We start from the raw sequence: 22,639 nt of genomic DNA on the forward strand, positions 1-22,639 counted from the left end.
TAATTGGTTTGGTTAAAACATCTTGTTTATAAAGTCTTGATACTCTCTGATCTTATAATCCGGACAACCTCCTTTCTTCGTTGCAATAAAGCCGCCCATCGCTATTGCATTTTTTAATATGATTTCCGGCGATACGCCACGGTAATGATTGGCAATAAAGGCGGCCAGGAATGAGTCGCCACTGCCTATGGTGTCCCGCACCTTTACCTCGCGGCCTGCGGCATGATATGCTTTGTCGTTTTTGTAATACGATGCACCGAACTCGCCCTTGGTAACTATAATTTCGGGCACGTTGAAATGCTCCTGTATAAACCTGATCTGCTCCGATTCTTTCCCGAATGATCCGCGGAAAAAGCTCTGTACCATTTCCAACTCGGCCTGGTTAAACTTCACGATATCGGCCTTGTGCAAGAGCTGTCCCAGCAAATCGCGGGTGACGAATGGCGGCCGCAGGTTAATATCAAATACCTTAATAGCGTCACTTTCCAGCAGTTCCATAAGCGTACGGCGCGAAACATCATTGCGAGAGGCCAGGCTGCCAAAAACAAAATAGGTTGAAGGCTTTAACTGACTAATTATGTTTTTACTATCGCTGATAAAATCCCAGGCAACCGGAAAAATGATCTCGTACGATACCTCATTACCGTTATTCATTTTGGCTATCACCTGGCTGGTTGGATGTTCGGTATCGGTTTGCAGCAGGTGTTTTTTTATCCCCCAGTCGTCTAACAGGTTTTCAAGCTTCTGACCGTTGGCATCCTTACCTATTTTGCTCACCAGGCTGGTTTGTACGCCAAGCTTATTGAGGTGATAGGCCACGTTAAGCGGTGCGCCGCCGGGCTGCGGCCCATCGGGCAAAACGTCCCAAAGTATTTCGCCGTAGCAAATGGCCGGTGTTATAGTTTCATTTAGCATATTCATTATATTATTAATGCATTACCATATTGGTTCCTATCTGCTCCAGTGAGCGGCCTTTGGTTTCGGGCATAAACTTCCATACGAAAACCAGCTGGCAAACCATCATGATACAGAAGAAGGAAAAGGTGATTGCCCCGCCCAGTGATTCGGCCAAATACGGGAAACAAAAGGCTATGATAGCTGCCATGATCCAATGGGTTGAGCTACCCAGTGTTTGCCCTTTGGCCCTAACCTGGTTAGGAAAGATCTCCGAAATAAACACCCAGATAACCGCTCCCTGCGAAAAGGCGAAGAAAGCGATGAAGATCATCATGTAAACAGGTATAGCGAAACCGCTGAAGTGGCCTGAGTAAAAAGTAATGGCTACCAAAAACAAGGAGGCAATAAGGCCGAACGAGCCAACAATCATTAAAATGCGTCGGCCTACCCTGTCAATAATATTGATACCCAGCAGGGTAAAAATAAAGTTGATAAGCCCGATGCCTACTGTTGACAGCAATGATGAATGCGCACCCAGACCAGCCATTTCAAATATCCGTGGCGCATAATATATAATGGCGTTAATGCCCGATACCTGGTTAAAAAAAGCAAACAGCACCGCCAATATCACCGGCGTTTTATACTGCCCTGAAAAGAGATTAGCTTTTGATTCAGAGGCATCAACAAGACTTGAGTTTTTGATCGAGGCCAGTTCGTCTTCGCAATTAAGAGGGTTGATAACACGTAATATTTCAAGCGCCCTTACGGTTTCATTCTTTTTAAGGATAAGCCAGCGCGGGCTTTCCGGAATGAAATAGATCAACACTAAAAACAAAGCCGACGGAAAAGCCTGAACTCCCAACATCCAGCGCCATGAAGTTTCCCCACCCTGGCTGATGAGGTAGTTTGACAGGTATGAGATCAGGATACCCAATACCACATTGAACTGGAACAACCCCACCAAACGGCCCCGCCTGTCGGCAGGTGAAACTTCTGAAATATAAATTGGAGCCGTTACCGATGATATGCCTACACCCAGGCCGCCTAACAACCTGAAAATTAAAAACACATACCAGCTATCAGCCATTGCAGTACCAATTGATGATAACAGGTAGGCAGCAGCTACGAAGTATAGCGTATTTTTCCGTCCGAAGATATCTGAAGGCCTGGCACCGAACAGCGAGCCTATTACAGTACCTATTAATGCGATAGATATGGTAAGCCCATGTTCAAATACAGAAAGATGCCAGAATTGCTGGATAGATTTTTCGGCGCCCGATATCACAGCGGTATCAAACCCGAAAAGAAAGCCACCAAGGGCCACGACCATGGACCAGGCCAGGACGGAATGTTTTCTCATAATAATTTATAAAGTGTTAATTGGATTTACGGTTGCAAAGTAGGCCCATTTGCAAAGGGGCAGTTATTGATATTATACCAAATATGTATAAAAATCAAACCAAGCATAAATAACTAAAAATCAGACAGATAAAATTTACAGAATTTAATTTTGATACCAAACCTTCAATTCTGTTACCGGCTTATTTCAATTTTGATACATGCTTACACCGTTGTGATAGCCTATTGAGCCCGCCTGGTTTGTTTTGTAAAAACATTTATTGATACCTTTGTTACAAGGCGTCCAAAAAGATTGCGCCAGCCAATAAAACCACGTTTAAACATCTTTATAACCTTATTAAAAGCTAATGGCTTTGTATTATAACCTGCGCAACATATTTCTGTTACCTGTACTCCTGCTGTTTTTACTTACCGGCTGTAAAAAGGCTGATAAAAGATCGCAGTACACCATAGGTTTTTCGCAATGCATAGGTTCTGATCTTTGGCGGCGCAATATGCTTGATGAAATGAAAATGGAACTTTCATTACATCCGGACGCGCAATTTATTTATACCGATGCCGATGGCAACAGCAAAAAGCAGGTCGAACAGGTTAAAAAAATGCTGGATGAAGGAATAGACCTGCTCATTATATCACCCAACGAAGCCCAACCGCTTACCGGCGTTGTGGAGCAGGCCTATAATAAAGGAATCCCAGTTATTGTTATCGACCGTAAAACATCTTCAGAATCGTACACAGCTTACGTAGGCGCCAACAATTACCAGCTTGGCAAAATGGCCGGCGAGTACGTTGGTTCAGTATTAAAAGGCAGGGGCAACATCATAGAAGTGATGGGCCTGCCCGGCTCCTCTCCTGCTATCGAACGGCAGCGGGGCTTTAGTGATGGGCTTTCGAAGTTCGGCAATATTCATATCACAGCGCAGGTTTATGGGGACTGGCTCAAGGCCAACGCTCAAAAACAGCTGGAAATGATACAGCCTGCCTTGAAAGATGCGGATGCCATATTTGCCCATAATGATGTAATGGCGCAGGGAACCCGCGAGGTGCTGAACCGGCTGGTGCCACAACACAAAGTAAAAGTGTTTGGAGTTGATGCATCGCCGGGCAACAGCGGGGGCCTGCAAATGGTAGCCTCAAAAACAATTACCGCCAGTATGCTTTACCCTACCGGCGGTAAGGAGGCTATAACCATCGCATTCCGCATTTTAAATAAAGAGTCGTTTGCCAAACAAAACATATTGCAATCATTGGTTATTGACAGTACCAACGTGCAATTGATGAAATTGCAATGGAACAAGATTAACAGTCAGCAAAAAGATATTGAACGGCAGCAATCACTATTGGCGGGGCAGCGCGAGGTTTATAACAGCCAGGAACTGGTGCTCAATATTATTGTTATTACGCTGGTGCTGGCTATAGTTTTCGGGGGACTTGCATTTTATTCGCTGATGGAAAACCGCAAGATCAATAAAAGTCTGGAGGTCAAAAACAACGAAATTTTATCGCAACGGAACCAACTGATCGAGATGTCGGCCCTTGCTGAGGCAGCCACCGAGGCCAAGCTCAACTTTTTTACTAATATCTCGCATGAGTTTCGTACGCCGCTAACGCTTATCCTATCGCCGGTTGAGGATATGATGCGTAATGAAAAGCTTAATATTGTTGCAGGCAAAAATTTAAAACTGATCCACAAAAACATATTCAGACTGCTGAGGCTGGTTAACCAGTTGATAGATTATCGTAAAATTGAATACGATAAACAACAGATCAATGCATCGCCCGGTAACCTGGTTGATTTTGTGCGCGATATATTGGATAGCTTTCAGCATAATGCCCAAAAACGTAATATTAATATAAGCCTGTCACCGGCCGAAAAGAACATAATTGTTTGGTTTGATGCGAACATGCTTGATAAGGTGTTCTTTAACCTGGTATCAAACGCCATGAAGTTTACTAAAGATAATGGCCGTATTGAACTCAGCATTACAACAACTGATAATGACACAGTTGAAATAACGGTTAGCGATAATGGCATAGGCATGGAACCGGAAGAAGCCGAACATGTTTTTGACCAGTTTTACCAGGCCGATAATGGTAATGCCAAAGGCTCGGGGCTGGGTTTATCACTATCAAAAGAGATCATTAGCATTCATCATGGCACCATTACCGTAAAAAGCAGGAAATGGCAGGGCACAGCTTTTACCATTACTTTACCGCTGGGAAACCCACACAAATACACTGCCGACAAAAATACACGTACGAGCAACGCTGCCGCTATCGACGAACGTGCAAGGATCTATACCACCGACCTGGAACAGGCCGAAGAAAAAACCAATGCAGATCATTTTGAAACGCCCAAAGAGCAATCAATACTCATTATTGAAGATAACGCCGATCTTTTAAATTACCTGAATGATAAACTTAGTGCCGATTACGAGATCTTTACTGCCGATAACGGAAACCTTGGCCTAAGCGAGGCCTTTGAAAAAGTTCCTGACCTGATCATATCTGACGTGGTATTACCCGGAATGTCGGGCAAGGCTATAACCGAAAGCCTTAAAACAGACATGCGTACATCGCACATCCCTGTGATATTGTTAACAGCGCAAGCCAGTGTGGAGCAGCAGATTGACGGCATCCGCAGTATGGCCGATTGTTACATGGTTAAACCTTTCAATTTTGACCAATTACAGGCTACCATCAAAAATCTGATTAAAAACAGGGTAATATTGAAAGAGCATTTCAGCAGCGAGGTGAGCCACGGCAAAATGCCGGTATCCAAAACCCTTGATAAAAAATTCCTGAACGATTTTGCCGGTATTGTAGAGCAAAACCTTGCTAATGAAAATTTCAATGTGGATGATATTTGCAAAACCATAGGCATTTCGAGGGTGCAATTATACCGCAAGGTGAAAGCTCTGCTTGGTTGCAGCATTACCGATTACATTTTGAACCGTCGTCTCAAAAAAGCCAAATATTTGCTGGTGCATGAAAGCTATTCCATATCCGAGATCACTTATATGGTAGGCTTTGCCAGTCCCAATTATTTTTCGACAGTGTTTAAAGCCAAATACAACTGTACCCCAAGCGAATTTAAACGCAATCAGCATTCATAATCAATATTTTTTTGGCATCGGGCGTATATCGTCACGCGCATAACCTGTAACCAAACAGAGCCATTTATGTAATTATAATGCTACTTAAGCAATTGAATTGCTGATAAGTCTTAAAATTGTTTTTTCATTAAAATTATATTGCATATTTGTAGCCGGTTTTGGAGCAGTTCCCGCTGTAGCCCTGACCGGTAACCAATTAGAGAGAATCTCCGGAACGGGGCGAATGTCAAAGTACAGTACATATACAGATCAGGAGTTAACCGGTTTGCTGCAGGCAGACGATCATGACGCCTTTACAGAAATTTACCAACGGTACTGGAAAAAGATGCTTGGCGTTGCCTGGAACCATAGTAAGGATGCTGCAATTGCCAAAGATCTGGTTCACGAGGTTTTTTTATCCCTTTGGGAGCGTCGTGCTTCTGTCGAAATACAAAGTATTGGCGCTTTCCTTGCCACCGCTGTAAAATTCAGTGTGTTTAAGCATTATCAGCGTGAAAAACACCGCGCCGACCTGGCTAAAGAAAATTACGAATTCGCCGATATTACCCATGATGAGCACAAACTCGACGCGCTTTTCTTGCAGGAATACATCAATGGTATTGTTGAGGAGATGCCCGAAAAATGCCGCTTAGTATTCCGTTACAGCCGCGAACTCGGGTTGAGAAACAATGAAATAGCCGAAAAAATAGAGATAAGTGAAAAAGGAGTTGAAGCAAATCTTACCCGCGCACTAAAGATCATCCGTGGCGAGCTGAAAAACTACGGATGGAGCGTTATAGTGGTATTGCATACTGTTATTTCATTGCTGAAATAACCTACCTAAATGCGTAATTACAAGTTTAAATCTAACTTTCATTTCCAACGCGTCATCGCGTTTTTAACATTGCTTCACCAATTCATATAATAATTTATTTTTTTTAAAATCGATGTAGGGTAAGGTTGCTTTCATGGTACACCCGTATATAAGCACCCAAACCAATTGGACCAGGAACGTATCTACATTTTAATTAAAAAGTATCGGGATAATACTGCCACGGCAGCCGAACGCGAGGAATTACTGAATTGGTACCGCGAAAACGCATACCACGACGCCGAATTTCCAGAAAGTGAAGAGATGACCGGCGAAGCCATGCTTGCAAGGCTCAACCGGGAAACCAAACCTGCTAAAACGAAGCCCATCTTCAGATGGGTGGCCGCGGCTTCCACCGTATTGATATTGGGTGTGGCAGGCTTGTTCATTAGCAGGATGCTTACAACAGATCGTGAAAATTTCCCTCGTCGTGTTACTCAATCAAATATCCATCCGGGTGGCAATAAAGCTATCCTTACCCTGTCTAATGGAAAAAAGATCTCCCTTACTGATGCCGGCAACGGGCAGATAGCCAATCAAAATGGCATTAAGGTAACCAAGGCCGCAAACGGACAACTTGTGTACACCATAATTGAACGTTCGCCAAATTTACCGGGCGCCACTGCCAGTAATGAAGTTAATACACCTGATTTTAATACCATCGAAACACCAAAAGGCGGTCAGTACCAGGTTGTTTTGCCCGACGGCTCAAAGGTTTGGCTTAATGCTTATACATCTTTAAAATTCCCTGTAAGTTTTAACAACCAGAAAGAACGCCGAGTGGAACTAAGCGGTGAAGCTTATTTTGAAGTTGCCCATAACAAGGATCTGCCATTCAGGGTGGTAACTTCCCGGCAGACGGTTGAGGTGCTGGGTACGCACTTTGATGTTAACGCCTATGCCGACGATGCTGTTACCAAAACAACTTTATTGCAAGGCTTGGTGCGCATAACCGCTGCCAGCAGGAGTGCCGTATTAAATCCCGGTCAGCAGGCCAAATTAACCGGCACGCTTGATGTGAGCGAGGTAAATACCGCTGAAGCGATAGCCTGGAAAAACGGCTATTTCAATTTTGATGATGAGAAACTGGAAAACATTATGCGCAGTGTGTCGCGCTGGTATAATGTAGATGTTGTTTTTGAAGATCAAAGCCTGAAAAAAGAAACCTTTGGTGCTGTAACTACCCGCTTTACCAATATCACAACCCTGTTAAAAATGATGGAGCAAACCGGCGATGCCAGGTTTAGTATTCAGGGTACTACCATAACCGTAAGTAAGAAGAAACAACCACCCCAATAAACCAATTTAAACTAAACAAACAATATGAGAAAAATCAATACCTACCCATAGCTTAAAGCAGATCAGCGGTTTATAAAAAGCAGAGCAGAGGCACTTCCGATGCCCCTGCTCCTATCAGCTTTTTAAAACCTGAATGTAATTGTCGTAACATTTCAACTTAAAACAGCCTTTAACAAATGTATAAAATTTTTACTACAAACATTTGTACGCCTTCGTGCTACCCTAAGAAATTTCTGCTCATCATGAAGATAACGACGTTTATACTCTTCCTGGCATTCATGCAGGCAAGTGCAGCGGTTTTTTCACAAAAAATCACTTATAAACAGAATGATGCAACGCTAAAACAAATATTCAATGAAATAAATAAGCAAACAGGCTACAACCTTTTCTGGTCGGCAAAGAACATAAAAAATGTGCCCCCTCTGGATGTGAACTTCCAGAATACCCCGCTTGAAGAAGCCCTGAAAATCTGCCTTAAAAACTCAGCTTTAACCTATACTATTGATGGTAAATCGGTCATCATTAAAGAAGCTGACGGATCTAAAAATGATAATCATGCCGAAAACATAGCCGATATTACCGTAACCGGTACCGTGCGCGATTCAAAGGGAATAACACTGCCCGGTGTAAGTATCACTGTTGTTAATGATGCCAAGCGTGGTACGGTAACGGATAACAACGGTAAATTCATCCTCGATGTAAAAAACGGCTCGGTGATCCGGGTATCTTTTATAGGCTTTGTTACGCAAACTTTTACCGTAAGCCCCGACAACAAACTGTTTAATGTTGTTTTGGTTGAAGATGTAAGGCAGGCCGAAGAGGTTGTAATTACCGCTTACGGTAAAAAAGAACGTAAGGAAGCCATTGTAGGCTCGGTAACTACCATAAAACCAGCCGAATTAAAGATCCCCGCAAGTAACTTAACCACCGCCCTCGCAGGTCAGGCGGCTGGTATCATCGCTTTCCAGGGAACGGGACAGCCGGGGCAGGATAACGCTCAATTCTTTATCAGGGGTGTAACCACATTTGGTTATAAAGTTGATCCCCTGATCCTGATCGACAACATCGAGCTTACCACAAATGACCTTGCCCGCTTGCAGGTTGATGATATTGCCAGTTTCTCTATCCTGAAAGATGCGAGCGCTACAGCCCTGTACGGTGCCCGCGGTGCTAACGGTGTAATTTTAGTGGCTACCAAACAGGGTAAAATAGGCAAACCGCAAATCAGTTTCCGTGCAGAAAATTCGATATCACAAAATACGCAGTCGCTTAAAATAGCTGATCCTATCACCTACATGAACCTTTTTAATGAGGCTACATTATCGCGTGATCCGTATCAGCCAACACCTTTTGATCCGGATAAGATCATCAATACCCAAAACACTTTGGCTAAAGGACCGGGCTATAATCCCTACGTATACCCGGCGGTCGACTGGCTTGGTATGCTGTTAAAAAAGCGCACCTCAACCCAACGGGGTAACCTAAGTATTAGCGGCGGTACACCCTTTGCCCGTTATTATGTTGCCGGTTCATACAACCTTGACCATGGTAACCTGGTTGAGGACCCTGCCAATAACAACAGTAATAACATTAAATTTCAAAATTACCAGTTACGGTCAAACGTTAACCTCAACCTCACCAAAACCACGGAATTGGTATTGAGGTTTTCGGGCACGTTCAGCGAATATGCAGGACCGCTCACAACCGATGGATCGTTTAATTCGGATGTTTACAAAATCGCCCTGCATACCAGCCCGGTTTTATTCCCGGCTTACTTCCCGGCCGATTCCGCTAACCGCGATACCAAACACATTTTGTTTGGAGCCCCGGCAGAAAAGGGAGTGCCTTATAATAACCCTTATGCGTTGCTGTTAAGAGGACATAAAACCTCATCAGAGTCGAGAGTGCTGGCGCAAATTGAGCTGAACCAGGGATTTGATTTTATTACCAAAGGCTTAAATTTTCATGGCATCTTCAGTACCAACAGGTATTCTTACTTTGATGCCAATTATGGGTATAATCCGTTCTATTACAATGTTGGCAGCTATGATAAAGTAAACAATACCTATTCGTTGGTATGGTTAAACCAGGACCCTAATGATGCTAAGGAGTACCTGTCGTATTTTCCCGGCACACCGGTTATCAGCAATCAGATCTACCTGCAGGGCAACTTTGATTACAGTAGGCAGTTTGGCGATCATAATCTTTCGGCAACCATGGTGCTAACCCGGCAGCAAACGGTTTATTCAAACGCAATCAACCCGGTTACAAAGCAACCTGATCTGCAATATGCCTTACCTCACCGTAACCTTGGTGTTGCCGGCCGGGCGGGGTATAATTACAAGAGCAAATATTTTTTGGAGTTTAACTTTGGTTACAACGGCTCCGAAAGGTTCTCTACCGAACATCGCTACGGCTTTTTCCCAACCATCGGTGCCGGCTGGCTTGTTTCGGGCGAGAAGTTCTTTGAGCCGCTGGCAGATATTTTCACCAGGGTAAAAGTGCGCGGCAGTTATGGTTTGGTGGGTAATGATGCCATCAGCGACCGGCGTTTCTTTTATGCATCAAACGTAAACCTTAATGGTGGGGCCTCTGCCGCCTTTGGTACCAACGCGGGCTACGCACATAATGGTGCCACCATCCTTAACTATCCCGACCCTAACGTAACCTGGGAAACCTCAAAACAGGCAAACCTTGCGCTGGAGATGACTTTGTTTAAAAAGCTGAATATCACAGCCGAGTTTTATAATTATAACAGGTACAACATTCTGCAAAAGCGTTCATATATTCCAAGTACATCAGGGCTTGAGGCCGATATTTATGCCAACTTGGGTAAGGCAAATTCAAAGGGTATCGACCTATCTTTCGATTATAAACAAAGTATCGGCAGTTCATGGCTCATCTCCGGTCGCGGTAATTTAACCCTGGCAACCGATAAGTATACCTATTACGAAGAGCCTAATTATCCTGAGGCGTACAGGCATTTTGTCGGCCAGCCAATCCGCATTGGGTACGGCTACATTGCCGATAGGTTGTTCGTTGACGATGCCGAAGCTGCCGCATCACCAACGCAGATCTTTTCAACTACGGGCAAAGCTCCAAGGGGCGGCGATATCAAATACCGCGACCTGAATGGCGATGGTATTATCGATAGCCGCGATGAAACCTTTTTGGGTTATCCGCAGGTGCCTGAAATTGTTTACGGGTATGGTGTATCCGCCCAATACAAAAACTTCGATCTTTCAGCGTTCTTCCAGGGACAGGCAAGGGTATCTTTTTTTGTCGATCCTAACCAGGTTAGCCCCTTTGTGCAAAGTACGGAAGACTACATTTACGGCAATACCCAGTTATTACAACAGTTTGCAGATAGCCACTGGAGCGAAGAGCATCAGGACCTGTACGCTACCTACCCGCGTTTAGGAACAACCCGCAACATTATCGAAAACAACTTACAGCCAAGCACCTGGTGGCTGCGTAATGGCGCGTTCATGCGGCTTAAGTCGGCCGAGTTTGGGTACACCCTGCCGGCATCGGTATCAAAGAGGCTGGGCTTGCGCAGTCTGAGGTTGTACGTTAATGGCCTCAACCTTATTACCTGGAGCTCATTTAAACTCTGGGACCCGGAACTGGGAAGCAATGGATTTAACTACCCTATCCAAAAGGTGTACAATATTGGCTTGAATGTTAATTTATAAGGAGATGAAGAGTATCATGAAATTTAACTATAAACATATTTGCTTATTATTATTAATGGTATTAAGCGGCTCATGTAAAAAATACCTTGATGTTGTTCCGCCCGATGTTGGAACAATTGACTACGCGTTCAGAAGTAAGAATGAAGCTGAAAACTATCTGTTTACCTGCTATTCATCTGTTCAGCAATTAAATGATTTAAACAGGAGTGCCGGTTTTACAACTTCGGGGGAGATCATTTTTCCGCTCAACCTGGCTAACAATCCTTTGGATATTACAGGCTATACCCTCATTACAGGCACCCAAAACGTTGGTGAACCCGGCTTAAATTTCTGGGATGGCAGGGCTAACGGCACAGCTATGTTTGTTGCCATAAGGCGCTGCAATACCATGCTCGAAAATATTGATAAGCCAGCCGATTTAACCGCCATTGAAAAAAAACGATGGATAGCCGAAACCAAATTCCTGAAAGCTTATTATCATTATTACCTGATGCGGATGTACGGTCCGATCCCTATTATCGACGTAAACTTGCCCGTTGAGGCATCAACAGCCGAGGTGAAAGTGAAACGCCAACCGGTTGATGATGTGGTAAACTATATTGTAGGGCTGCTTGATCAGGCTATTCCCGATCTGCCCGCCACAATTGATAATCCGGCCAAGGAACTGGGCAGGATAACCGGCCCCGCAGCAGCAGCCATCAAAGCCGAAGTATTGATGACAGCTGCGAGCCCCCTATTTAACGGCAATCCCGATTACGCAAACTTTAAGGATAAAAGTGGTAAAAACCTTTTCCCAACATCGTTTGACGCCACTAAATGGCAAAAGGCCGCCACTGCTTGTAAAACTGCTATCGATATGTGCGAAGCTGCCGGACTGCATTTAAACACCAATTTTGTACCTGCACCGGGCGTTTCAAACCTTCCCGATTCATTAAAAAGGGTGCTAACCTGTCAAAATGCGCTTACTCAAAAATGGGATACCAATCCTGAACTGATCTGGTCGCTGAGCAATATCTGGCATGGGCAGGAGTATTGTATCCCGAGGTTAACCCAAAAGGCCAATCAAAACGATAACCAGAACCCAGCTTATTATGCAGTCCCTATTTCAACTACCGATTTGTTTTACACCAATAAAGGTGTACCTATTGATGAAGATAAGAGCTGGGATTATGCCGACCGTAACCAATTACGTACCGGTGATGCGGCAAACTTCTTCTACATAAAACAAGGCTATCAAACCATCAAAGCTCATTTTGACCGCGAGCCGCGCTTTTACGGCAGCATAGGTTTTGACGGTGGCATTTGGTTTGGCGACGGAATTCTTGACGCAAAAATTGCGCACTATGTACCTGCACGCGGTGTTACGTCGTTGGCCGGTCCTAAAACGCTGCAAAAATCAAACATCACCGGCTACTGGCCTAAAAAGCTGGCAAACTACCTCACCGTTTATGATGATGGCTTTAACTGGACAGATTTCTCAATGCCGGTTATGCGCATGGCGGGATTATACCTACTGTATGCCGAGGCCTTAAATGAAGTAAACGGCCCTACTGCCGATGCAATAGCTTATGTAGATAAGATCAGGGCACGTGCAGGCCTGGATGGTGTGATTAACTCATGGGCAGCCTATTCAAAAAATCCATCGAAACCAACTACAAAAGAAGGTTTAAGGGCTATTATTCACCAGGAGCGCCGGATTGAGCTTTGTTTTGAAGGGCAGAGTGGCTGGGACTTACGTCGCTGGAAGGAACTGCAGGGCGTGCTGAGCACTCCTTTAACCGGCTGGAGCATTTACGAAGAACAGGCTATTAACTATTACCGTGCCCGCAACGTGGAGATTCCGGTGTTTAATACCAGGGATTATCTGTGGCCAATCTGGAACAACTCTATTGTGGTAAACGACAACCTTGTTCAAAACCCTTATTGGTAGGATTTTAATGGTTTTTAATTGGATAAATAATTAACGAAGAAACATTATGAGCTATAATCATATAAAGCCGGTGCATTTTTTATGTGTGCTGGCGCTTTTAACAACATGTTTGTTTTCATGTTCCAAAAGCGATAACTATAAACTTCCTGAAAGTACCGATAAAACAAAGCCCGAGGTAGTTACCAATGTTAAAGTGCGTAATTTTAACGGAGGTGCGGTTTTAACCTATACTTTACCATCGTCACAAAACCTGCTTTATGTAGTTGCCGATTATAATATCAATGGCAAAACAACAAGGCAAACTAAATCCAGCTATTTTCTGGATACCATTAGGGTTGATGGTTTTCAAAGCAGCAAAGATTATACTATTACGCTGCATGCCGTGACAAGGGCTAACGTAGAGTCGGACGCGGTTACGGTCACCGTTCATCCGGATACCCCCTACTATCAACTGATCAGGAAAAACCTGACCATAGCGGCCGATTTTGGCGGCATCCATTTATCAACAATAAATAAAGACAAAAGACCTATTGGCATTAACGTAATAGCCATTGATCCTGCCGATAATAAGTTCAACATTAAAGACAGGCACTTTACCAGTACCGATACCATAAGTTACGCGGTGAGAGGCTTTAGCACTACGCCTGCAAAATTCGGTGCTTTTGTTACCGATCAGTTCGGGAACGCTTCGGATACCTTACTGGTTACCCTCACTCCTTTGTATGAAGAATTGCTGGATAAAAGCAAGTTTTTCCAATACCTCACACCAAGCGATGCTTATATAGGCTACGGCGGTATCCTTCCTTATTTATGGGATGGCTTTACCAAGGAAGTAGGCGGCGCAGCACCATGGCAAACCACTATCGGGCCGGTGCAAAAACTGGTACAGGGTACATTTGGTGTAGGCAAAAGCTATAAACTGAGCCACTTTTTGATGTGGCCAAGGGGCTACGGTTATGCAAACCCGAAAGTGTTCAGCGTTTGGGGATCAAACAAGGATAACCCCGCCGATGCAGTTACGCCAGGTGGTAAACCTGCAGGTACAGTAAGCGGCGATTGGGTTGTGCTGGGTACTTTCCGTTTTCCTGATCCTCCATCGGGCTTGCCACAGGGGCAAACCAACGCTGCCGACCAGGCCTTTATTGATGCAGGGGTAAGCTTCGATGTTCCTTTTAGCAGTCCCCCAGCCAAATACCTGCGGGTTGTGGTTAGCGAAACCTGGTTTGGTTTGGATTACACCTACATTGAAGAAATGTCTTTTTACGGAATCCCTCAATAATTTTTAAGCGACAAACAAATGAAGATCAACATAAAAAATATAACATGGCTGCTGTTGTTGCTGGCCGTGTGGGGCTGCTCAAAAAAGAACGAGAATTACAAAGAACTGATAAAGGGCGGCGAAATATATTACCCCGGTGTAATTGCCAATGCAAATTACCGGGCAGGTAAACTACGTACCCAACTGGTGTGGAACCCAAGCCCCGACCCCAAAATTGTTAAGTATAAAGTTTACTGGAATAATAAGCAGGATTCATTAATTATTAATGCAACCAGCCATAACCCGCTTGATACGGTGAAAGTGCTGGTATCGAACCTTACAGAAGGTACTTATAATTTCATTGTAAACTCTATCGATAGTGATGGTCATATTTCCATAGCTAAAACCATCAACGGGGTTAGGGTATATGGGGCGATTTATGCAGGTGGTATTTTTAACCGCGGCTACAATGCTGATAACCCATTCACGGTGGATATTACCACTGGTATTGTTAAATTAAACTTTAATCAGATCACGCTTGATTCAGTAACCATCAATACCAAAACCATTGTTACTTACGTCAATAACGCAGGCGAAACCAAAACCACGTTGTTGAAACCTGCTGATTCGGTAGTAACCATCAATGATTTTAAGTTTGGTACCGATGTTACTTACCAGTCCAGCTATCTGCCTTTCAGAGGCGCTATTGATACTTTTACGGTTGCTACACCTACCCTTTTCCCAAGAGTAAGGCGTATAGGTGATATCACATCGCTGTATATCAAGAATGCCGGCTATCCTTTTGTACGGGGAGATAACGGCACAAATAAATGGGGCACACCTAAAGACTGGCAGTATAACAGCAATGTACTGAACCAGGATGGCGGTAAAGGCGGCGGCTGGTCATGGGATAATAATGGCTGTATCCATTTTGAAGCTAAAGATTACAGTGGAGATGGCGTAAACAACGGCAAAGTTTACCAAAGCATTACACTGCCCTCAGGCAACTATGCCCTGGATATTGAAACCGCCGGTTATGGCGGCACTTTTAACGCCAATGAAATTGTTACAGTTGGCAATTCACTGCCGGATATCAGCAATTTAGGTAATCCGCTGGCAATTTATAAAGGCGATCAAAATAACATGGGTGGTGTACACACACTTAGCTTTACCCTTTCTGCAACCACTACCATTACTTTTGGATGGGTTGTAAGCACACAGTCATATACTTACTTACAATTTAAAGGTGTTAAGCTCAGAAGTTTATAATCTTGTTCATTTTTCAATTGCTCCCCTGATATGCCGGGGAGCAATTGACTTGAATACAAATTCAACGATATCAATTTTCAATGGCGCAAGCCCGAAATCCTTCTCTAAATAATTTAATCCTAATGCTTAAACATTTCTCTTTACGCCAATTTTTAATTGTCATTGTTACATGTTTTTTTAGCGAAGCCCGGGCGCAAAGCAACGAGGTATCTCTTAACAGCTCCTCCGGGCAACAATGGAAAGTAAAACCTCAGGCCGATTTAGCCGACGCATCAAAAATTAAAGATGCCGGTTATAACACAGGCGACTGGGTTACAGCTATTGTCCCCGGTACAACATTTGCCTCTTACGTAACCGCGGGCTTGGAGAAAGACCCCAACTTTGGCGATAATATTTATAAGGTTGATAAAGCAAAGTACGATCGTAACTTTTGGTATCGTACCGAATTTAGTATTCCTGTAAACTATACCAAAAAGGTCATATGGCTCAACTTCAGTGGCGTTAACCGCAAGGCTGATATTTATCTTAATGGCACTTTATTAGGCTCTCTTGACGGTTTTATGCAGCGCGGGAAATTTGATATAACCGGCCCTGTAAACCGAACAGGGAAAAATGTGATTACAGCCCTGGTTTATATCCCCAAACAACCATTGGCCAATGTGGGCAGCCCCAACTACGTGTCAAGTGCCGGCTGGGATTGGATGCCTTACGTGCCAGGACTTAACTCGGGTATCACCGATAATGTTTACCTGAGCAATACAGGCGACGTAACTATTAAAGATCCATGGATCCGAGCTAACCTGCCAACCAATGCCCGTGCAGATCTGTCGGTAAACCTTGAGGTAAAAAACAATGCTTCAAATTCACAGGCGGCCGTTATAAAAGGTGTAATTACGCCGGGTAATATTGAGTTTGAAAAAAAGGTTTATGTTGACGCTAACGGCACTACCGACGTAAAGCTCAACAAGCGCGATTTTGAACAATTGATGATCAACAGCCCTAAATTGTGGTGGCCAAATGGTTATGGTGAGGCTAACCTTTACAACTGCAAACTAAGCGTTGTAGTTGGTGATGAAGTATCAGATGTGCAGAATATCAAATTCGGGATTAAAAGATATAGCTATGATACCATTGGTCATGTGCTGCATTTAGCTATAAATGGCACCAAAATATTTATAAAAGGCGGCGACTGGGGCATGAGCGAATACCTGTTACGCTGCCGTGGGGCCGAGTATGATTATAAGGTGAAGCTACATAAGGAAATGAACTTTAACATGATCCGCAACTGGATTGGTTCAACTACTGATGAGGAGTTTTATGATGCCTGCGATAAGTATGGTATCATGGTTTGGGACGATTTCTGGCTTAACGCGAATCCTAACCTGCCTGCAGACATCACTACTTTCAACGCCAATGCCATTGAGAAAATAAAACGCTTCAGGAACCATCCTGCCATCGCCGTTTGGTGTGCGGATAATGAGGGATGGCCTGAACAGCCGTTAAGTGCCTGGCTAAAGGAAGACCTTTCAACATTTGATGGCGGCGACCGCTGGTACCAGCCAAACTCACATGCCGAAAACCTTACGGGCAGTGGTCCCTGGGATGCTAAAGATCCACGATACTATTTTACCGCTTATCCAACCGGCTTAGGCGGTAACAAAGGCTGGGGCTTACGTACTGAGTTGGGCACGGCCGTTTTTGTGAACTTTGAAAGCTTCAAAAAGTTTATGCCTAAGGAAAACTGGTGGCCGCGCAATGAAATGTGGGACCAGCACTTTTTTGGCCCAAGGGCGTTCAATGCAGGGCCAGACAGCTATGAGGCCAGCATTACCAATGGTTATGGAGCACCAAAAGGTATTGAGGATTTTTGCCGCAAAGCCCAGTTTGTAAGTTTAGAGAGTAACAAGGCCATGTTTGAAGGCTGGCAGGATGCCATGGGCGAAGATGCCTCAGGCCTGATGACCTGGATGAGCCAATCCGCTTATCCATCAATGGTATGGCAAACATATGATTACTATTATGATTTGACCGGGGCATACTGGGGGGTAAAAAAGGCCTGCGAACCACTGCATATTCAATGGAACCCGGTAACCAACGCCATTAAGGTGATCAATACCACCCGCAAGGATACTGAAGGTTTAACCGCATCAGCCGATGTTTATAATTTAGATGGCACATTGATTAAGCAGTATAGTCAGTCAAAAATTGTGGATGCGCCGGCCAACAGCGCAGGTGCCGTATTTAATTTGAAATTTAACCAGTACAAGGCCGATCTCGCCAAAAATAAAAAAGTCGTAAGTTCATCATCAACCAACGGCGACGCGGCGGCAATAAATGATGGCAACCCAACTTCACGCTGGGCCAGCCGCTACAGCGATGGCGAATGGGTTTATATTGACCTGGGCAAGGAAGAAGTAGTAAATGGCGTTGGCCTGAGCTGGGAAGATGCCTATGCCAAAGCTTTCAGAATCCAGGTGTCAACCGATGCCAATCACTGGCATGATGTATACAGCACTACCGATGGCAGACAGGGTGAACAGAAGATCACCTTCCCCGAGGTAACTGCCCGTTATGTTAAAATGCAGGGCGTTGAGCGTGCCACCTATTGGGGCTATTCTTTGTATAATTTTGAGGTTTACCAGGGCGATGTAGCCAGCGAAGGCCTTTCGGACGTGCATTTCATCAAACTGAAGTTAACTGATAATACAGGCAAACTGGTATCAGATAATTTTTACTGGAGAGGTAATAAACGCAAAGATTACACTGCACTAAATACCCTGCCGAAAGTTGATCTGAAGACCGACTATAAAACGATTAAGACCGATGGTAAATATTACATCACTGCACAGGTAACTAATCCATCGTCATCAAAGGCAGTGGCTTTTGGGGTGCGTGTACAAGCTGTTAGGGCATCAAACGGCGAACAGATCTTGCCGGCTATCATGAACGATAACTATTTTACCCTATTGAAGGGTGAGACCAAAACCGTAAAAATAGAATTTGATGCCGACGTTTTGGGTAAGGATAAGGTTAAGCTGATAGCTGAGCCTTACAATAATACTAAATAACCGGATACTGTTTTAATTTGTTGAAGAATGGAAACGGCTGCGAAAGGGAAAAGGCCAAAGGAACATAAGTTGGTTGTGCTGCCAGCTCATATCAAACAGCAGGTGGCTGATAACCCGATGAACCGAAACATGTTATTAACCGCCGCCGGCTATTTCCCGAAGGCTGTTGAAAGTCCCGGTCGGCAAAGAACTGGAAGCAGTGATTATACATTGATATATTGTACGGAAGGGGCAGGTACTATTAACCTTAAGGGTATTGGTTATGAGTTACGGTCAAATGATTTTGTGATCATTCCGACTAAAACACCGTACCGCTATGAAAGTTCGGCTGCCGATCCCTGGAGCATATATTGGGTAAATTTCAAAGGGGATTTAGCGGCCGGACTTTATAACCGGTCGCTTTTAAACGGGCGGCACATCGTTCACTGGGTACCTTATGATGAGCACCGCATCAGGGTATTTGACGAGATCTGCCGAATCCCTGAACTGGGTTATGATCAGCGTGAAATAGAGAAAATGAACTTTTACCTGCTACACTTTATCACATCGCTGGTATACTATGAAAAAAAAGAACAACCGGAGCGCGATGCTGACGCTATCAGCAAATCCATTGTTTTTATGAAAAATAATATTGGCCAAAAATACGAGATAAAGGAGCTGGCCATGCAACAGGATTTGCCACCGGCTTATTATTCGGCCAGATTTAAGAAGGAGATTGGAATGTCGCCTATCAAGTATTTTAACACGCTCAAAATCCAAAAGGCAGCGGAGTACATGCGTTTTGATAACCGTAACATCAAAACCATTTGCGCCGATCTAGGTTTTGATGACCAGTATTACTTTTCGAGGCTGTTTACCCAAATTAGTGGCGTATCGCCTTCAAAATACAGGCAGAAGGTTCGTAAACCTGCTAACATCGCCTGATTAATTTAAATATATGATACAAATCCGCCTAAATAAAATAGCCGTTTTAATTTTGATGCTGATTGGTTTTAACAGGGAAATTAGTGCCCAGCAAAGGGAGCCCGGTACCTGGGGCGACCAGTTGAACGGAACTTATAAAAATCCAATCCTCAATGCGGACTATTCAGATCCGGATGTGATACGCGTGGGGGATTATTTTTATATGGTTTGTTCGGATTTTCATTTTATGGGGATGCCTGTTCTCAAATCTTCCGATCTCGTAAACTGGAAGATCATAGGGCAGGTATATAATCGCCTTGATCTCGACCAAAAGTACAATACCATGAACAGATACGGAAGCGGCAGTTGGGCACCGTCTCTCCGTTATCATAATGGTAAGTTTTATGTTTATTTCTGCACGCCGGATGAGGGGCTGTATATGAGTACAGCTTCTAACCCGTCCGGGAAATGGGAAACGCTAACAGAGGTAAAAAGAGTAAGCGGCTGGGAAGACCCCTGCCCTTTTTGGGATACTGACGGGCAGGCCTACCTCGGTCATAGCCGTTTGGGTGCCGGGCCTATCATCATCCATAAAATAAGCGCCGACGGCAAGCAACTGCTCGATTCGGGCAAAACCGTTTATGAAGGCCCGGTTGCAGAAGGCACCAAAATATATAAGCGAAATGGGTATTACTACATCATCATTCCGGAGGGTGGAGTGGGCACTGGCTATGAAACTGCTTTACGCTCAAAAAGTATTTACGGCCCCTATGAACGTAAAATTGTTTTGGAGCAAGGCAAAACCAAAACCAACGGCCCGCACCAAGGCGGTTTAGTTGAACTGAACAACGGCGAAGCCTGGTTCATCCATTTTCAGGATGCAGGAGCCATTGGCCGCATCTGCCACCTTGAACCTGCAAAATGGCAAAACGACTGGCCATTCATCGGCATTGATAACGATGGCAACGGCATTGGCGAGCCGGTAAGTATTTGGGCTAAACCAAAAGTAAAAAGACAGTCTGCAATAATGGCTCCGCAAACATCCGACGAGTTTAACAGGCCAGCTCTTGGTCTGCAATGGCAATGGAACCATAACCCGGTTGATGGTAAATGGTCATTAAAAAATCGTAAAGGCTATTTGGCGCTTATAGCTATGCAATCGCCGGATAATAAACACGCTAAAAATACCCTCACCCAAAAACTCATGGGCCGGAAAGGAGAAATCACTACAACGTTGTATACCGATGAGATGGCGTCGGGCCAAAAAGCAGGTTTATGCCTGTTGGGCAACTACATTCACGAAATTGGCTTGATCAAAACGGATAGCACGCTGAATGTTTATGCCGATAACAATGGCAAGTTTAAAGAAGGAATCTCTCTTAAACAGAAAATGATCTTCTTTCGCTTGCTTATCGATCTTAATCACAATACGATAATGCAATATAGCCTGGACGGCAAAACTTTTATTCAGTTAGGCGATGTGTGCGCGTTATCCAATTATAATTACTGGAAAGCAGTGCGACCGGCTTTGTTCTCGTATAATATAAAACAAAACAGCGGCATTGCTTTTTTTGATTGGTTTCGTTACTTACATGATGGGCCGAAAGGTGGCCGATATGTTTTTTAGAATAGGTAATTACATAGCTTAAACCTTGCACTCCTATTAGGATGATCCAATGCCCCCGAATCAGTTCAATATCATTTGAATAGTTTTACTATGGCTCGTAAATTTCTTTAACCTGACGGCGGGTCGGGTTCATTTGATACATCTCAGACTATTTGCCATTATTTTTTTCAACCGAACGTAAAATCATAAACTTCCACTTTGGGGGCTGAAAATTCAATTTGAAATTCGTGGTCAATAATTGGCCCCTGTTGCCGTATCAGTTGATACATCCGCGGTTCGGTTACCGTTCCGTTTCCATTCGAATCGATATCTATACCATGCGCGTTGCCTGGAGGAGTACCGTCAATAAGCACACGAAACTTTAAATTTGAAGCTTTTGAACCGGGTGACATGATGAGGTTAATGTCCCGGGCATGAAACCGGTAAATGAGCTTACCCTGTTTTCCATTTAAGCGGGCCTTTTCCCTTTCAATAGTCCATTCGCCCGATAGCGCCCACTGATTAAGTTCCAGGCTTGCGGGTACACCATAAAGAATTTGCTTATCGGGCATGATCCCACCGGGAGAAGCAAAACCTTGAGTGCCGCGATAACCAACGTAGTTTTCGGGTGATTTGAGGGTTTCCCAATCAGCGGCAGCTTCGAACCCATTAGGTTTCAGGGTCACAGGTTGAGCAGGGACATTACGTGGCGAAACCTCCTTTAAGAGCTGCTGAATCATTAATTCGGATTCGAGATAATCGCCTTCGCCAAATTTTTGGTAGCGGATTTTTCCTTTCGCGTCAATGAGGTATAACGCCGGCCAATAATTGTTTTGGAAAGATCTCCAGATCTCATAATCGGAATCTACTGCCACCGGATAATTAATATCCATTTCTTTGCTCGCTTTTTTTATGTTTTCCAGGTTATGTTCAAAAGAAAACTCAGGCGTATGAACACCGATAACAACCAAGCCTTGATCTTTATATTTTGATGCCCATTCATGCACGTAAGGCAACGTTCGTCGCCAGTTAATGCATGTGTAGGTCCAAAAATCAATAAGCACTACCTTGCCGTGCAGATCGGCCAGATTTAACGGCTTGGTATTAAGCCAGTCTGTTGCACCATTTAGCGAGGGGCCTTCTTCCTGTTTTGGTGACAGATTTAAGGGGCTGATGGCCACAAATACAGTGGCAAATAATATGGCTGAGATGCTTAAAAACATGGTTCGGAGGGATGAGGGTAGTTTGCGCATTTTGTAAGAATTAATGTAGGATTGCTAATGTCCAAGTTTATAGCCCAGGCGGTAGAAAATTGAAATTGATGCCCAGGTTCAGTGGTGTCAGTGTGTGTTCATTTGTTTCCATAGCTATTATTGTTTGGTGGTTTCT

General features: G+C 44.1%; 13 protein-coding genes. 10 read left to right on the top strand and 3 right to left on the bottom strand.

Translation table 11 applies throughout. The features are described from left to right. Nucleotides 1-12 precede the first annotated feature (12 nt). Entirely contained in the window at nucleotides 13-915 is a 903-nt protein-coding gene (locus AC1DUD_RS12820; protein ID WP_477375072.1) for a carbohydrate kinase family protein, read from the bottom strand. A 13-nt stretch (nucleotides 916-928) separates the two neighbouring features. Next, entirely contained in the window at nucleotides 929-2,257 is a 1,329-nt protein-coding gene (locus AC1DUD_RS12825; RefSeq protein WP_477375073.1) for a sugar porter family MFS transporter, read from the bottom strand. A gap of 346 nt (nucleotides 2,258-2,603) precedes the next feature. On the opposite strand from AC1DUD_RS12825, the gene AC1DUD_RS12830 reads away from it, so the two are divergent. From AC1DUD_RS12830 to AC1DUD_RS12875, 10 genes are all read left to right on the top strand, one after another. Beyond that, nucleotides 2,604-5,372 (top strand): substrate-binding domain-containing protein, encoded by a 2,769-nt coding sequence (locus AC1DUD_RS12830; RefSeq protein ID WP_477375074.1) that lies wholly within the window; start codon nucleotides 2,604-2,606, stop codon nucleotides 5,370-5,372. Nucleotides 5,373-5,595: 223 nt separating this feature from the next. Beyond that, a complete protein-coding gene (locus AC1DUD_RS12835) occupies nucleotides 5,596-6,186 on the top strand; it encodes an RNA polymerase sigma-70 factor (protein ID WP_477375075.1) in 591 nt (196 codons plus the stop codon). Nucleotides 6,187-6,351: 165 nt separating this feature from the next. Continuing rightward, on the top strand, nucleotides 6,352-7,521 hold the full coding sequence (locus AC1DUD_RS12840; RefSeq protein ID WP_477375076.1) for a FecR family protein: 1,170 nt from the start codon (nucleotides 6,352-6,354) through the stop codon (nucleotides 7,519-7,521). Nucleotides 7,522-7,697: 176 nt separating this feature from the next. Next, nucleotides 7,698-11,216 (top strand): TonB-dependent receptor, encoded by a 3,519-nt coding sequence (locus tag AC1DUD_RS12845; protein ID WP_477375077.1) that lies wholly within the window; start codon nucleotides 7,698-7,700, stop codon nucleotides 11,214-11,216. 16 nt (nucleotides 11,217-11,232) lie between these two features. Further along, nucleotides 11,233-13,146: a RagB/SusD family nutrient uptake outer membrane protein gene (locus AC1DUD_RS12850; RefSeq protein WP_477375078.1), complete on the top strand. Its 1,914-nt coding sequence runs from the start codon at nucleotides 11,233-11,235 to the stop codon at nucleotides 13,144-13,146. Nucleotides 13,147-13,192: 46 nt separating this feature from the next. Further along, nucleotides 13,193-14,425 (top strand): DUF4959 domain-containing protein, encoded by a 1,233-nt coding sequence (locus AC1DUD_RS12855; protein ID WP_477375079.1) that lies wholly within the window; start codon nucleotides 13,193-13,195, stop codon nucleotides 14,423-14,425. An 18-nt stretch (nucleotides 14,426-14,443) separates the two neighbouring features. Beyond that, entirely contained in the window at nucleotides 14,444-15,673 is a 1,230-nt protein-coding gene (locus tag AC1DUD_RS12860) for a DUF4998 domain-containing protein (protein ID WP_477375080.1), read from the top strand. A gap of 122 nt (nucleotides 15,674-15,795) precedes the next feature. Then, nucleotides 15,796-18,741: a discoidin domain-containing protein gene (locus tag AC1DUD_RS12865; RefSeq protein WP_477375081.1), complete on the top strand. Its 2,946-nt coding sequence runs from the start codon at nucleotides 15,796-15,798 to the stop codon at nucleotides 18,739-18,741. Between the two features lie 27 nt (nucleotides 18,742-18,768). Further along, entirely contained in the window at nucleotides 18,769-19,665 is an 897-nt protein-coding gene (locus AC1DUD_RS12870) for an AraC family transcriptional regulator (protein WP_477375082.1), read from the top strand. Between the two features lie 13 nt (nucleotides 19,666-19,678). After that, nucleotides 19,679-21,271: a glycoside hydrolase family 43 protein gene (locus AC1DUD_RS12875; RefSeq protein WP_477375083.1), complete on the top strand. Its 1,593-nt coding sequence runs from the start codon at nucleotides 19,679-19,681 to the stop codon at nucleotides 21,269-21,271. Between the two features lie 167 nt (nucleotides 21,272-21,438). On the opposite strand, the gene AC1DUD_RS12880 is transcribed toward AC1DUD_RS12875, so the two are convergent. After that, entirely contained in the window at nucleotides 21,439-22,503 is a 1,065-nt protein-coding gene (locus AC1DUD_RS12880) for a thioredoxin family protein (protein ID WP_477375084.1), read from the bottom strand. Nucleotides 22,504-22,639: the final 136 nt, after the last annotated feature.

The organism is Mucilaginibacter sp. P4_A11 (assembly GCF_056402535.1).

What these genes read in the sequence shown, in the direction of transcription:
- AC1DUD_RS12820 (WP_477375072.1), bottom strand. Translation starts at nt 915, where the DNA reads ATGCTAAATGAAACTATAACACCGGCCATTTGCTACGGCGAAATACTT.
- AC1DUD_RS12825 (WP_477375073.1), bottom strand. Translation starts at nt 2,257, where the DNA reads ATGAGAAAACATTCCGTCCTGGCCTGGTCCATGGTCGTGGCCCTTGGT.
- AC1DUD_RS12830 (WP_477375074.1), top strand. Translation starts at nt 2,604, where the DNA reads ATGGCTTTGTATTATAACCTGCGCAACATATTTCTGTTACCTGTACTC.
- AC1DUD_RS12835 (WP_477375075.1), top strand. Translation starts at nt 5,596, where the DNA reads ATGTCAAAGTACAGTACATATACAGATCAGGAGTTAACCGGTTTGCTG.
- AC1DUD_RS12845 (WP_477375077.1), top strand. Translation starts at nt 7,698, where the DNA reads ATGTATAAAATTTTTACTACAAACATTTGTACGCCTTCGTGCTACCCT.
- AC1DUD_RS12850 (WP_477375078.1), top strand. Translation starts at nt 11,233, where the DNA reads ATGAAATTTAACTATAAACATATTTGCTTATTATTATTAATGGTATTA.
- AC1DUD_RS12855 (WP_477375079.1), top strand. Translation starts at nt 13,193, where the DNA reads ATGAGCTATAATCATATAAAGCCGGTGCATTTTTTATGTGTGCTGGCG.
- AC1DUD_RS12860 (WP_477375080.1), top strand. Translation starts at nt 14,444, where the DNA reads ATGAAGATCAACATAAAAAATATAACATGGCTGCTGTTGTTGCTGGCC.
- AC1DUD_RS12865 (WP_477375081.1), top strand. Translation starts at nt 15,796, where the DNA reads ATGCTTAAACATTTCTCTTTACGCCAATTTTTAATTGTCATTGTTACA.
- AC1DUD_RS12870 (WP_477375082.1), top strand. Translation starts at nt 18,769, where the DNA reads ATGGAAACGGCTGCGAAAGGGAAAAGGCCAAAGGAACATAAGTTGGTT.
- AC1DUD_RS12875 (WP_477375083.1), top strand. Translation starts at nt 19,679, where the DNA reads ATGATACAAATCCGCCTAAATAAAATAGCCGTTTTAATTTTGATGCTG.
- AC1DUD_RS12880 (WP_477375084.1), bottom strand. Translation starts at nt 22,503, where the DNA reads ATGCGCAAACTACCCTCATCCCTCCGAACCATGTTTTTAAGCATCTCA.